The sequence below is a fragment of the Micromonospora sp. NPDC005197 genome, assembly GCF_040608295.1.
Classification (GTDB): domain Bacteria; phylum Actinomycetota; class Actinomycetes; order Mycobacteriales; family Micromonosporaceae; genus Micromonospora.
Genome location: NZ_JBEXHY010000015.1, coordinates 28,309 through 41,722, shown reverse-complemented (window position 1 = coordinate 41,722; position 13,414 = coordinate 28,309). Strand labels below are relative to the sequence as shown.

Annotated in this window: 10 protein-coding genes; 4 read left to right on the top strand and 6 right to left on the bottom strand. The window is 70.9% G+C overall.

Annotated elements, in window-relative coordinates; all coding sequences use genetic code 11:
• Nucleotides 1-41 precede the first annotated feature (41 nt).
• Nucleotides 42-1,283 carry an ATP-binding protein gene (locus tag ABZU46_RS08390; RefSeq protein ID WP_354855782.1) on the top strand — a complete coding sequence of 414 codons (1,242 nt, stop codon included), beginning with the start codon at nucleotides 42-44 and terminating at the stop codon, nucleotides 1,281-1,283.
• Nucleotides 1,284-1,304: 21 nt separating this feature from the next.
• Here the strand turns inward: ABZU46_RS08390 and ABZU46_RS08385 are convergent, their stop codons facing one another.
• A complete protein-coding gene (locus ABZU46_RS08385) occupies nucleotides 1,305-1,853 on the bottom strand; it encodes an N-acetyltransferase (protein WP_354855781.1) in 549 nt (182 codons plus the stop codon).
• Nucleotides 1,854-1,987: 134 nt separating this feature from the next.
• On the opposite strand from ABZU46_RS08385, the gene ABZU46_RS08380 reads away from it, so the two are divergent.
• On the top strand, nucleotides 1,988-2,533 hold the full coding sequence (locus ABZU46_RS08380) for a DoxX family protein (protein WP_354855780.1): 546 nt from the start codon (nucleotides 1,988-1,990) through the stop codon (nucleotides 2,531-2,533).
• Between the two features lie 215 nt (nucleotides 2,534-2,748).
• Nucleotides 2,749-4,194: a glycosyltransferase 87 family protein gene (locus tag ABZU46_RS08375; RefSeq protein ID WP_354855779.1), complete on the top strand. Its 1,446-nt coding sequence runs from the start codon at nucleotides 2,749-2,751 to the stop codon at nucleotides 4,192-4,194.
• A 4-nt stretch (nucleotides 4,195-4,198) separates the two neighbouring features.
• Here ABZU46_RS08375 and ABZU46_RS08370 read toward each other — a convergent pair whose 3' ends face one another.
• From ABZU46_RS08370 to ABZU46_RS08350, 5 genes are all read right to left on the bottom strand, one after another.
• Nucleotides 4,199-4,627, bottom strand: coding sequence for a molybdenum cofactor biosynthesis protein MoaE (locus tag ABZU46_RS08370; RefSeq protein WP_354855778.1), 429 nt, complete (start codon nucleotides 4,625-4,627; stop codon nucleotides 4,199-4,201).
• Nucleotides 4,624-5,880 (bottom strand): molybdopterin molybdotransferase MoeA, encoded by a 1,257-nt coding sequence (locus ABZU46_RS08365; protein ID WP_354855777.1) that lies wholly within the window; start codon nucleotides 5,878-5,880, stop codon nucleotides 4,624-4,626. The genes ABZU46_RS08370 and ABZU46_RS08365 overlap by 4 nt, the downstream gene beginning before the upstream one ends.
• 77 nt (nucleotides 5,881-5,957) lie before the next feature.
• Nucleotides 5,958-6,428 carry a MogA/MoaB family molybdenum cofactor biosynthesis protein gene (locus ABZU46_RS08360; protein WP_354855776.1) on the bottom strand — a complete coding sequence of 157 codons (471 nt, stop codon included), beginning with the start codon at nucleotides 6,426-6,428 and terminating at the stop codon, nucleotides 5,958-5,960.
• Nucleotides 6,425-6,916, bottom strand: coding sequence for a cyclic pyranopterin monophosphate synthase MoaC (gene moaC, locus ABZU46_RS08355; protein WP_354855775.1), 492 nt, complete (start codon nucleotides 6,914-6,916; stop codon nucleotides 6,425-6,427). Before moaC ends, ABZU46_RS08360 begins: the two co-directional genes overlap by 4 nt.
• Nucleotides 6,917-7,174: 258 nt before the next feature.
• Complete coding sequence (locus ABZU46_RS08350; protein ID WP_354855774.1) at nucleotides 7,175-10,273, bottom strand: BTAD domain-containing putative transcriptional regulator; 3,099 nt, start codon at nucleotides 10,271-10,273, stop codon at nucleotides 7,175-7,177.
• A gap of 600 nt (nucleotides 10,274-10,873) precedes the next feature.
• On the opposite strand from ABZU46_RS08350, the gene ABZU46_RS08345 reads away from it, so the two are divergent.
• Entirely contained in the window at nucleotides 10,874-13,330 is a 2,457-nt protein-coding gene (locus ABZU46_RS08345; protein WP_354855773.1) for a bifunctional diguanylate cyclase/phosphodiesterase, read from the top strand.
• Nucleotides 13,331-13,414: the final 84 nt, after the last annotated feature.

Here is a 13,414-nt window from a genome sequence, read left to right as displayed (position 1 = left end):
TATCTAGCTTCGCAGCTAGAGGGCCCGATACTCTGCGATGCGTGGATCCGGTCCGCAACCCGTACGCCCCGGGCGCCGGCCAGCGCCCGCCCGAACTCGCCGGGCGGGGGCGGGAACTGGACGTCTTCGACATCGTGCTGGAGCGCATCGCCCGCGGTCGGCCCGAACGCAGCCTCATGCTCACCGGCCTGCGCGGCGTCGGCAAGACCGTCCTGCTGAACACCCTGCGTTCCCAGGCGATCAACCGGCTCTGGGGCAGCGGCAAGATCGAGGCCCGGCCGGACCAGTCACTGCGCCGCCCGGTCGCCGCCGCGTTGCACATGGCGGTCCGCGAACTCGCCCCCCGGCACCGCGCCCCGGACCGGATCGACGCCTTCCTCGGGGTGCTCAAGGCGTTCGCCCAGCGGTCCACACCGACGGGCCGCGCCGGGACCCCGTCCAAGCTGCGCGACCGGTGGCAACCCGGCATCGACGTGCCCGCCGCCAGTGGCCGGGCCGACTCGGGCGACATCGAGATCGACCTGGTCGAGCTGTTCAGCGACGCCGCCGCCGTGGCCAGTGACGTGGGCACCGGCGTCGCGCTCTTCATCGACGAGATGCAGGACCTCGGGCCGGAGGACGTCTCCGCGCTCTGCGCCGCCTGCCACGAGCTGTCCCAGATCGGCGCGCCGCTGATCGTCGTCGGCGCCGGGCTGCCGCACCTACCGGCCGTGCTCAGCGCCGCCAAGTCGTACTCGGAGCGGCTCTTCCGCTACCAGCGCATCGACCGGCTCGATCGGATCGCCGCCGACCAGGCGCTCTGCGCGCCGGCCGAGCGCGAGGAGGTGGAGTACGAGCAGAAGGCGCTCGACCTGCTCTACGAGAAGTCCGGCGGCTACCCGTACTTTGTCCAGGCGTACGGGAAGGCGACCTGGGATCATGCGCCACGGTCGCCGATCACCGCCGCCGACGTCCGGGTCGCCGCCCCCGAGGCCGAGGCCGAGCTGGCGGTCGGCTTCTTCGGCTCCCGGTTCGAGCGAGCCACCCCGGCCGAGCGCGAATACATGCGGGCGATGGCCACGCTGTCCCTGGTGGAGGGCGAGTCCGGCGGCGTGGTCCGTGACGACATGGACGCCGCGGTGCCCACCGCCGAGATCGCCCGCGCTCTCGGCCGGAAGCCGGCCAGCCTCTCCCCGGCCCGCGACGCGCTGATCAAGAAGGGGCTCATCTACTCCGGCGAACGGGGCACGGTGGCCTTCACCGTTCCGCACTTCGGCCGGTACCTGCGCACCCAGCCAACCTGACCGCCGCGCCCGCCAGCGCGTTCAGACCCTGGACCAGGGCGCCGGGAAGACCACCTCACCACGCGGCGGTGGACCCTCCTCGCTGGTGGACGGCGGCAGCACCAGCGCCTGCCAGGGCTCCCCGAGCCCGGCCCACGGGCTGGTGAGGCCCAGCTCCGCGGCCGGCCCGAAGCCGAAGCGGCGATAGAACGCCGGGTCACCGAGGACCACGACCAGCCGCTCGCCCAGCTCGGTGGCGGCGTCCAGCGCGGCCTGCACCACCGCGCTGCCGTGCCCGACCCGCTGTCGGTGCGGCGCGACCGCCACCGGCCCGAGCGCCAGGGCCGGCGCGACGGCACCGCGATCGGGCCGCACCCGCACCCGGGTGAGCAGCGAGTATCCGACGACCTCGCCGCCGTACTCGGCAACCATGGCCAGCTCGGGCAGCCAGGCGTCGGTGCCGCGCAGGTCGTCGACCAGCCCCACCTCCGGCGGCGTCTGCACCTCCGGTCGGGCGAACGCCGAGGCCAGCACCCGACGCACCGGGCCGGTATCGGCCGGACCTTCGGGGCGGAGCCGCAGCGTCGTCACCCGCGCGACGTTACCCGTGACGGCCCGTCCATCAGCGATGGTCGCTCGAATCGGCGTGGCGCACGTGCACATCGGCCGATCCGGATCCGGCGGTTGCCGGGGTAGCAAACGCCCCGACGGGGTATGACTGATCCATGACGCCCGTACGCTCCCTTGCCCGCGCCATGCTGAGCGGCATCTTCGTGGTCAGCGGGTACCGCAATTTCCGCAACCCGCACCGGCTCGCGGAGACCGCCAAGCCGGTCACCGACCGGGTCGCGCCGCTCCTGCAGAAGGCGCACCCGAACTTCCCCACCGAGACCGAGACGTTGATCCGACTCAACGCGGCGGTGCAGGTCGGCGCCGGGCTGATGCTGGCCACCGGGCGGTTCAGCCGGCCCGCCGCGCTGGTTCTCGCCGGCACGTTGGTGCCGGTCACCCTCGCCGGGCATCCGTTCTGGAAGAACGACGACCCGATCGCCAAGAACAACAACGAGATCCACACCCTGAAGAATCTCGGGCTCTTCGGCGGCCTCCTGCTCGCCGCCGCCGACACCGGTGGCAAGCCGGGCATCCGCTGGCGTACGGGTCACCGCATCGGCCACTCTCGACGTTCCATGCAGCGCGCCGTCCGCACCGCCCGCCGCGAGGCCCGGATCGCCGTCCGGTCAGCGGCCACCGCGCGTCGACTTCCCGGCTGACCTGCCTCGATCTGCTGCGGTGTCACCCCCACCCCCCGCTAAGGCGACGAATTACCTGAACCACCCGGTAGGCGTTAACGCGGTGGAAATGTCAAAAACATGTGTGGGATCGGACACGGTCGCATAACGCGGGAGGCACTGACGTGAGGCGCCGTTCTAGGCTCCGTGCAGGACCTGGACGGGTAGGACGACCTTGGTACGGGGGTGGCCACGCCATGCCGACGGCTGTCGGTAGACGGGCGGACCGCGTCGCCCCAGTTCAACGCATGACGCGGGGGATCGATCGCAGGAACGTCGTACGAGGCGCCATCGTGGCCGCCGTCGCCTATGCCGCATGGCTCGCCATCGGTGAGTTCGGGCGACCGTACAACTTCTTCGACATGAAGATCTACCACGGTGCGGTGGTGTGGTGGGCGAGCGGTCATGAGCTCTACGAGTTCATCGCGCCCGGCACCACGCTCGGCTTCACCTACCCGCCGTTCGCCGGGCTCGTCATGCTGCCCATGGCGCAGCTGCCGATCGACGCGGCGGGGATGGTCAACGCCCTCGCCAGCATCGCGACGCTGACACTGGTGCTGGCCGGACTGCTGCGCCCCATCGTGGACCGGTTGGCCTGGCCACTGTGGTTCACCGTGGCCCTGGCGGTGCCGCTCGCGCTCGCCATCGAGCCCAGCCGGGAGACGCTGGGCTACGGCCAGGTCAACCTCCTGCTGTTCGCACTGATCATGGCGGATCTGATCGGGCTGCGGTGGCGCTCGCGCCGAGGCACCCACTACGCCGCGACCGACGGCCCGTTGCTGCGCTTCCTCTACGGCGGCGCCTGGGCGGGTGCCGGCATCGGCCTGGCCACGGCGGTGAAGCTCACCCCGGCCTTGTTCATCGCCTACCTGCTGATCACCCGCCAGTGGCGGGTGGCGGCCACCGCGATCGGCACCACGATCGGCGTGACGATCGGGACCTTCGCGATCGTCGGCGACGAGTCGCGGACGTACTTCGGCAGCGTGCTCTGGCAGACCGAGCGGGTCGGCGCGGCCGACATGACGCCGAACCAGTCGCTCGCCGGCCTGCTGGCCCGGCTGTACGACTCGATCGAGACTCCCGGGCTGCTCTGGCTCGCCTTCTCGGTGCTGATCCTGGCGGTGGGTCTGTCCCGGGCGGCCAGCTCGCGCGCCGACGGTGACGAGCTGACCGCGTTCACGCTTGTCGGCCTGACCGCCAACGTGATCAGCCCGATCTCCTGGACGCACCACCTCATCTGGGTGATCCCGGCGATCATCGTGCTGGCCGACGCCGCCGTCCGTCGACGGGAAGCGAGCAGGGGTCTGGGGCAGCGCACCGGCCAGGGCGCCGCATTCGGTGGCCTGAGCGGGCTCAACGGTCTTCGCCCGCCGATCTGGTACCCCACGCTGACCGGGTTCCGGCACGGCGTCGCCGCCCTCGGCCTCTACCTGCTCTTCCTGATCTCGCCCATCTGGCCGTACGAGCACCAACTGCCGGAGGTGTCGCACTACCAGGACGGTCTGTTCGGGGCGCTGATGGAGAACTCGCTGGCCCTCGCGCTGATCGTGCTGGTCGCGGCGCTGCCCTGGCGGCCCGGCGCCGAGCCGGCGTTCTACGGCGAACGGCTCGCCCGGGCCGTACTGGTCAACGGCCGCCGCTGAGCGGTCAGGGACAGTTGACCCATTCCTCGGTGCCGTCGGCGAAGACCTGCCGTTTCCAGATCGGCAACCGGGCCTTGGCCTCGTCGACCAGCCGGGCGCAGGCCGCGAAGGCCGCGGCGCGGTGCGCGGTGCTCACCGCGGCGACCAGCGCCACGTCACCGATGGCCAGCGGCCCGACCCGGTGCGAGACGGCCACCGCGTAGACGTCGGGATCGGCGGCGATCTCGGCGGCCACCTCGCGCAGCACCTGCGCGGCGCTCGGGTGCCCCTCGTAGTCCAGGCTCACCACCGGACGCCCGTGGTCGTGGTCGCGTACGACGCCCTGGAAGGAGACGACCGCGCCGGCCCGGCGGTCGGCGACCGCCGCCTCGTGCGCGGCGAGGTCGAGGGGCTGGTCGGTGACCTCGACGACGGTGATCGCCGGCGCGGTCACGACACCCGCTCCCCGGGCAGCAGCGGCAACGGCACGATCGGCACCCGATCACCCTGCGCACCGTTGGTGCCCGGTCGGATGACGGCGAACCCGTCGGCGCCCGCGAGCCCGCGCAGCATCGCCGACCCGACGTGCCGCACCGGGTACGCCGTGCCGGCGGCCCGGTCCAGGCGGACCAGCGCGAGATGGGTGTGATCGCCGCGCCCGGGCACCGCCTCGGCCAGCGTGGCCTGGGGCAACACCGGCATCGAGCGACCCTGGAGCCCGGCGAGCAGCGGCGCGACCAGTGACACCAGCGCGACGATGGCGGACTGCGGGTTGCCCGGCAGGCCGGCGACGAACCGGACCCGCCCGTCGTGATCGGCCAGCCGGGCCAGCAGCATCGGGAAGCCGGGCCGGACCGCCACCGTGTTGACCACGTAGTCGGCGCCCAGCGCCTCCAGGGTCGGATGCAGGTGGTCGACCGGGCCGTACATCGTGCCACCGGTGGTGCAGACCAGGTCGGCGCTGGTCAGCGCCGCGCGCACCGCCGCCACGTGCGCGGGCAGCGTGTCGGCGACCGGGCCTACCACGTCCGACGGGCGGACGTGGCAGCCGTACCGACGTAGCCACGCGGGCACCGCCGGGCCCAGCGCGTCGCGCACCCGGCCCGCCCCCGGCGGACCGGACGTGAGCAACTCGTCACCGAAGACCAGCAGCGCGGCGCGCGGCGCCCGCCGGACCCGCAGCGTGTCGTGCCCGCAGGAGGCGGCCAGGCCGATCACCGCCGGGTCGACCGGCGTGCCGACCGGCAGAAGCTCCTCATCGGCGTACGCCTCCTCGCCCGGCTGCCGCCACTCCGGCGTCGGCCGGGGCGTGCCGCTGACCAGGCCGCCCGTGACGGTGGACTCCTCGATGCGCAGCACGGCGGTGGCGCCCTCGGGCACCATGGCCCCGGTCGCGATCTCGACGGTCGTGCCGTCCTCGGCGAGTGGCGTGGGGGTGTTGCCGGCCAGCACCCGCCCGACGACGCGCCACGGCCCGGTGCCGCGCACCGCCCAGCCGTCCACGCTGGAGGTGGGGAACGCGGGCAGGTCGGTGCGGGTGGTCAGCGGCTCAGCCAGGGTCAGCCCGTCGGTGTCGACCAACGGCCGGGCGACGGCAGGCAGCGCGGCGGCCAGACCCACCGCGTACACCCGGGACCGCGCCTCCTCCCACCCTGCCGGCGGGGGCGCGGCGACCCGGCCCGCGGTTGGTGCGGTTTCCGTGCTCACCGACCGAGCCTATCGGGGCGGACCGACGCCCGCCGGGCCTGGGCGCGGACCGGCCGGTGGTCGCCGGCGCGGACCGATCAGTGGTCGCCGCCGCGAAGCTGGTCGACGGCGTGGCCGAGGATCGGCCCGAGCACGGCCAACCCGTCCCGGGCGCCGCCGGTCGAGCCGGGCAGGTTGACCACCAGCATCCGGCCGGCCACCCCGGCCAGGCCCCGGGACAGGACCGAGGTGGGCACCCGCTCGCGACTGTGCGACCGGATCGCCTCGGCGATGCCGGGGATCTCGTAGTCCAACAGAGCCCGGGTCACGTCCGGCGTCCGGTCGGACGGGGTGATCCCGGTGCCGCCGCTGGTCAGCACCACGTCGACACCGTCGCTGAGGGCGTCCCGCAGGGCGGCGCCGACCGGCTCGCCGTCGGGCACCACCACCGGCTCGTCGACCTGACAGCCCAACTCGCGCAGGCCGGCGACGAGCAGCGGGCCGCTGGTGTCGGCGTAGACGCCGGCCGCGGCCCGGTTGGACGCCACGATCACCCGGGCCTGGATCACGGCCGATCCTCCGGCCGGACCCACTCGCCGGTCTTGCCGCCCTCCTTGCGCAGCACCCGGACCGCCTCCACCGAGGCCGCCGGATCGACCGCCTTGACCATGTCGATCAGCGCCAGGCCGGCGACCGCGACCGCGGTGAGCGCCTCCATCTCGACTCCCGTCCGGTCCGCCGTGCGAGCGGTGGCGGTGATCTCCACGGTGTCCGCGGTCAGCCGCAGGTCGACGGTGACACCGTGCAGGGCGATCGGGTGGCAGAGCGGGATCAGCTCCGGAGTGCGCTTGGCCCCCATGATGCCGGCGAGCCGGCCGACCGCCAGCGCGTCACCCTTGGGCAACCCGTCGCGGTGCAGCAGGTCGACGACCTCGGGCGTGGTGCGCAAACGGCCCGCCGCGACGGCCACCCGGCCGGTCACCGGCTTGGCGGAGACATCGACCATGCGGGCCGCGCCGGCACGGTCGACGTGGCTGAGCTGCGCGGGTTCGGTCACGGCCGTGAGCCTATCGTCGCGGTACGACGCCCGGCGCTCGGAAGGGGCGGCGGCCCGGCACTCGCCGGGTGCGACAGCGCTCACCGGGCCGCGCCCCTCCCTCGCTGGACCCGCCGCCGAGGTCGCTGGGGGGACCTGGCGGCGGGCGCGTGTCGACGACCCGGTTCTGCCCACGGGCAGAACCTCCCCCGTTCGCCGATACGCTCCAGAAGCTACCGGGCCCGGCGATAAGAAATCGATAAGCGACGTTCGCGCAGGTCAGCACCCCGCATCGACGACACTGGCAGCCAGTTCGGCGAGGCGGCGCTCGACATCGAGGCGTTCCGGTACGCCCATCCGACGGAAGATCGCCAACGCCCGCTCCCAGTGCCGCCGGGCCTCGGCCGGGTCGACAGCCTTGAAATGCTCCGCGAGGCCCGCCAGTGCACGCCCCTGCTCGTGCGGGTGTGCGATCCGCGTCGCCAACCGCAGGGCCTCGCGGTGCATCTCGGCTGCCGCACGGTCCCGCCCGCGTGCCCGCAGCGTGCGGCCCAGTTCGTTCAACGCCGCGGCCTCGACATGCCGCTCGCCCGAACCGACCGCGAGGGTCCGAGCCAACTCATGCTCCTGCTTGGCCTCCGCCAAGCGACCAAGACCGCGGTAGGCGATGCCGAGGTCGAGGCGTACCTCTGCCTCGCCGTAGCGGTGGCCGGTGCGGTCGCGAAGCGCCAGCGAGGCCCTGAGGATCCTGATCGCCTGATGGAAATCTCCCATTCGGGTGCGTACCGATCCGATATGGCTGAGAGCGTTGAGCACGTGGAACTCGTTCGAGTTGGTTCGGGCCCAGGCCAGGTGACGCCGGTGAATCCATAACGCCTCTTCGTAACGGCCCAGTGACGTGAGGGCGATACCAACGTTCGGTAACGCGTTCGGCGCTCCTGCGTTGCCGTAGCCCCGGTAGTCACGCAGATGTTCCATACCGAGTGCCACCGCCTCGGTCAGATTGCCGCTCCAGTAGTGGACCGGGGCAAGATTGGCCTGGTAGCGAGCCGTGTTCAGCACGTCCCGGGATTCCTTGGAAAGCTCGACCGCGCGGGTCAGATGTTTCAGGGCTTCCCGGTTGTCGCCGGTCCGGACGTAAGCGGAGGCCAGGTAGTTCTGCATCAGCGCCGTCGACTCGGCGTTGCCCGTCGCCTCTGCCGCTGCCAGCCCCTGCTGGTGGGTCACGATGATGTCCTCGAAGTATCCGCGGATGTAGCAGAATCGCCACAGGGCACGAGCCAGCCGCCAGGCGTGCTCGTGGAAGCCCGCCTCATGTGCCGACGCCACCATCGTCACCAGGTCCGCCCGCTCGGCTTCCAACCACTCGGCGCTCGGCTCGCCAAGAGCCTCCAGCAATTCAGGCCGACCGAACGGGAGATGACTGACCTGGCTTTCGATGACAACGGGCTCGATAATCTCAGCAATCCGCAGTGCCGCTGCCAGGGTGAAGTCGAGCAGTTGGGCCAGGGCTGACCGGCGGTCCTGCGCCGAATCGACGTACAGGCATAGCTCGACGGAGTACTGGCGCATGAGGTCGTGCAATCCGTATTGCCTGGAGTTCAGATCCTCTACCAGGTGCCTGTCGGTGAGGTCGTCGAGAGCCGCGTGAGCTTCCGCCACCGTCAGCCCGGTCAGTGCCGCGACCGCCGTTGGGCTGAACCGGCTACCGGGGTACAGACCCAGAAAGCGAAAGACCCGCTTGGTCGACTCGGGGAGAGGTTCGTAGGAGGCGGCGAACGCACCGGTGACTGTGCTGTTCTCCCCGGCCAGATGAGGGAGAACCGACGCCGCGCCGGCCATCTGTGCCGCGAGATCCGCCAAGCGCCAACCACGTCGGTGCGCCAGCCGGGCGCCGGCCAGCCGAATCGCCAGAGGAAGATGGCCGCACCGCCGGACCACCTCGACCGCTGCTTCCGGCTCGGCGTCGACCCGTTCCCGCCCCACACTCGCAGCCAACAGGTCGACGCCCTCTCCAGACGACATGACCGGCAGGGACTGCGACGCGCCGAGGTCCGGGTGGGTGAGTCGGCGTCGAGACGTCACCAGCACGACGGCGGTGGGCTCGATCGGCAGAAGCGGCAGGATCTGGTCGCTGCTGGCGGCGTTGTCCAGAATGATCACCGACCTCCAGCGGGCCAGTTCGCGTCGCCAGAGTTCCGTCCTGTCGTCGAGGTCAACCGGCACCCGCTCAGGCGGCACCCCAAGCTGGCGAAGCAGGACGACAAGAGCCGACGCCGGTCCAATCAGGTCCTTCTCGCCATGCCCCCGCAGGTCGACGTACAAACGGGCATCCGGGTACCGATCGCTCAGCCGGCGGGCCAGGTGCACGGCAAGTGTTGTCTTGCCGCTGCCGGCCATTCCGTCGATGACGTGCACGGCCGGTACGCGATCCTCGACACGCCGCGTCTCCGCCAACAGCCTGGCCACGACGGCCTCCCGACCAACGAAGTCGGTGACCGAACGAGGCAGATGATCCACCGCTGCGACTGTGGGCATCTGCTTCGTCGTCGGGTCACCCGCCGGTCCTGGTGGGGACCCAGCAAGGCGCCCAGCCGTGCCTTTGCTCAGGCCGGTGACGACGGGTTCCCGGCTCGGCGCCTCGGTGAGGATCCTGCGCCGCAACTTTTCGAGGTTGGCCCCCGGGCGCACCCCCAGCTCCGTCATCAGATGCCTGCGAATCTCGTCATACGCGACAAGCGCCTCCGCGTTGTCACCGCGCTCGTGCAGGGCCCGCATGAGAAGGAGGTATGTCGGCTCTCGGAGCGGATGAAGGGCAGTCACCGCGCGCAGTGACGGAATTGCGAGATCATCCCGCCCGGATCGCAGATGAACCTCGGCGAGTAGTTCCACGGCCAGAAGACGCTCCTCCTCCGCAGCGACGGTTCGAGCCGTCAGGACGGGCCCAAGCGGGATGCCGGCGAGCATGGGACCCTGCCACCGCACCAAAGCGCGGCCCAGCAGTTCCGACGCACGCGACAGGTCGCCGGCGCCCAGAGCATCCCGGCCAGCGTAAAGCTCGTCCTGGAAGCGGAAGACGTCGATCACATCCGGCCGCAAGGCGAGGCGATAGCCGTTCCCCTGCCGCACGAGAGTCGCGTCCGCGAGCGCTAACGTCTCGAACTCCCGGCGAAGATTGGCCGCATAGGTCCGCACATTCGCCACAGCGGAACGCGGAGGACGGTCGGCCCACAGCTCGTCTATGAGGCCGGACAACGTCACCAACTGGCCTGGCTGGACCGCGAGCATCGCGAAGATTACCCGTTGTTTGGGCGTACCCAGGTGCAACTTGTGGTCGGCAAGCAGCACCTCCAGACCACCCAGCAGGTTGATCTCCACCGGCCCTCCGAATTCGCGTCTATCGGTGTCTAGCTGATCACACTGGGGAAGGTTAACGGTGGTCAGAATGCACGCCAACCCCCCAACGAGACACCCCAAATCCACACCGACCAGGCGACGGAGAGCAGATTCTGTCCGACCGGATTGACCCTGAGCCCAAACTGACGGATGAGGCCAGGCGCACATCCTGGCCACACTAGGGAGGAGGCGACAACGCCGATAGCCTCTCAGCAGCGCGCAAGCTGCGGATCGCCAGTGCAGCACGACCGCGCTCCGCTCAGGTGGCATGGACAGACCGTCACAAAGGCCGCTGGCTTGGCTAATGTTGCGTATACCGACATTTATCGCTACTAAAACTGCCTAACTCCTCTTAGGCTCCCATCACGAGAACGGATCCGGAATACGGAAACGGCCGGACGAGTGGAGGGAGCATGCAATGCGCGGCAGCGACTGGTTCTGACATCGAAGTAGCACTGAGCGGTAAGCTCCTGTCGTCAACAGGTAACTGTGGGCGACGACAGGAGCTTCATGAGCCAGGTGTCACCGCAGAGTCCCCGGGCAGATCGGTCGCTTCTGCTGCTCGTCGGTCTCATCGTGGTCATGGCAATCGTTCCCACAGTCATCGCTGGGGCCAACGTGTTGACCCGTCGCCCCGTCTCGGTAGGCGACGGTGCGACATTCGTAGCGCTGACCTTCATGACTGCGCTTGGCACGATCGTCATGGCACCTATCCGAATTCGCTCGACCACACACGGCATCACCTGGGTCGAGACGGCGATCGTGATAGGGCTTGCCGTGGCACCACCCGCCTGGGTGGTACTGGCGACCGGGGCTGGCGTCGGTATCGCATCAGCCATCATGAAGCTGCCGATGATCAAGGCGGCCTTCGGAGTCAGCAAGAACATTTTGGTGGCTGGTGGAGCAGGCATCACCACTTTGGCCATCCCCTGGCAGTGGCCGCCGGCCGGCGTGGTCGAGCTGGCCACCTTGCTCGGGGCGATCTACCTGGTGGCGGCACTCCTCGACGACCTGCTGGCCATCCCGGTGATCGCGCTGGCCACCGGGACACCGGTCTCCCGTCAGTTCTTGAACAACCTTGACCTGCGGATCGCCGGCTTCGGCGTGCGATTCATCGTGGCTGTCTGCACGCTACTCATCCTCCGCGAGGACCCCCGACTGCTGCTTGCCGTCCCCCCACTGATGTTGAGCCTGCACCTGGCCTACTCCGCGCGCATCCGAGGTCGCACCGAGCAGCAGGCGTGGCAGCGGCTCGCCCGCACCACCGACGCGCTCAACGTGGTCGACCTGGACAACGTGCTCACCACCGCCGTCACCCAGGCCGCCGAGTTGTTCTCCGCCGACGAGGTCGAGATCGAGCTGCGCGACGGTGGCCGCACCGTTCGAGGCGGCACCGGCGGCATCACCTTCGACGGACCGACCGGCACGCCCACCGACGTGGACGGCACCGTCGTGCCCACCCCGCTGGAAGGCCACGACCGCTCCGTCGACGTCGGCGTCCTGCGCCTGCGCTTCCGTGGGCCGGTCCAGCTCTCCGAGCGGGAGCAGTACACCCTGCGTACCTTCGCCTCGGCGCTCTGCACGGCGGTCCGCAACGCCCAGGCGTACGCCGAGCTGGCCCGCGTCGCCGACGAGCACGCGTACGCCGCCACCCACGACGCGCTCACCGACCTCGCAAACCGGCGGCACCTCCTCGACCGGGGCACCGAGCATCTCAGTGCCCGGCACGCCGACGGGGTGACCGCACTGGTATTGATCGACCTCAACCACTTCAAGGAGGTCAACGACACCCTCGGCCACGCCGCCGGTGACCAGGTGCTGGTCCAGGTCGCCGATCGGCTGCGCGGGGCCGCCCAGTCCAGCGATCTGGTGGCCCGCCTCGGCGGTGACGAGTTCGCCGTACTCCTGCGCGGGCTGCCGGCCCCCGCGGTGGCCGCGCACCGGGCCGAGACGCTGCTCGCCGCCCTGCACGAGCCGTTCGAGCTGGACGGCATGCGGATCAGCGTCGAGGCCAGCGGCGGGATCTCCGTCGCCCCGGCCAGCGGCGGCATGGCCGAGCTGCTGCGCCGCGCGGACGTCGCGATGTACCAGGCGAAACGGGCCGGGCAGCGGATCTCCACGTACGCCCCGACCCGGGACACCGCCGACCTGAGCCGCCTCACCCTCGGCGGCGACCTGCCCCGTGCCGTGGCCGACCACGAGTTCATCGTCAACTTCCAGCCGATCGTCGACCTGGGCACCGGCGAGGTGACCAGCGCGGAGGCCCTGGCCCGCTGGCACCACCCCACGCACGGGCTGATCGATCCGCTGCGTTTCCTGGAGGCGGTGGAGCGTTCGGGAATGCTGCCGGCCTTCGCCGAGGCGATCCTCGACCAGGCCCTGATCGCCGCGGCCAACTGGCGCGACGCCGGCTTCGACGTACCGGTCGCGGTCAACGTGTCGCCGCGCAGCCTGCTCGACGCACGCTTCCCGGGCTCGGTGCTGGCCCGGCTGCGTGCCCACGACCTTCCGCCCGACCGGCTGGTGCTGGAGCTGACCGAAACGTTGACCCTCAGCCAGCTCGACGTGGTCGACCGGGTGCTCAGCCGGCTACGCGACGAGGGCGTGCGGTTGGCGCTGGACGACTTCGGCACCGGCTACTCCTCGCTCTCCCTGCTGTCCCGGATCCCGGTGCACGAGCTGAAGATCGACCGCAGCTTCGTGACGACCATGGAGAGCTCGGCCGAGGCCGCCGCCGTCATCCGCTCCACCCTCGACCTGGGCCGCAGCCTCGACCTGGCGGTGGTCGCCGAGGGCGTGGAGAGCGAGCCGCAGCGACGCGCCCTCTGGGAGTTGGGCTGCGTGGCCGGCCAGGGCCACCTGTTCGCCCGGCCGATGCCCGCCGGCACCCTGCTCGCCGCGTTGCAGCGCGGGTCGGGTGGCCAACCCGGCACTCTGGCGCCACCGCTGCACGACACCGGCGCGGTGATCCGGCTGAGCCAGACCCGCCGTCAGGCCGGGCGTTCCCGCCCCGACCGCCTTCCCCACCTCCCCGCCTGAGCGGCGCACGAGCACGACACGGCGAGCAGAGGCGCCGCCGCCGGTGTGACCAGGCCGGCCGGAGCCCTGCGGACAATCGCGTGA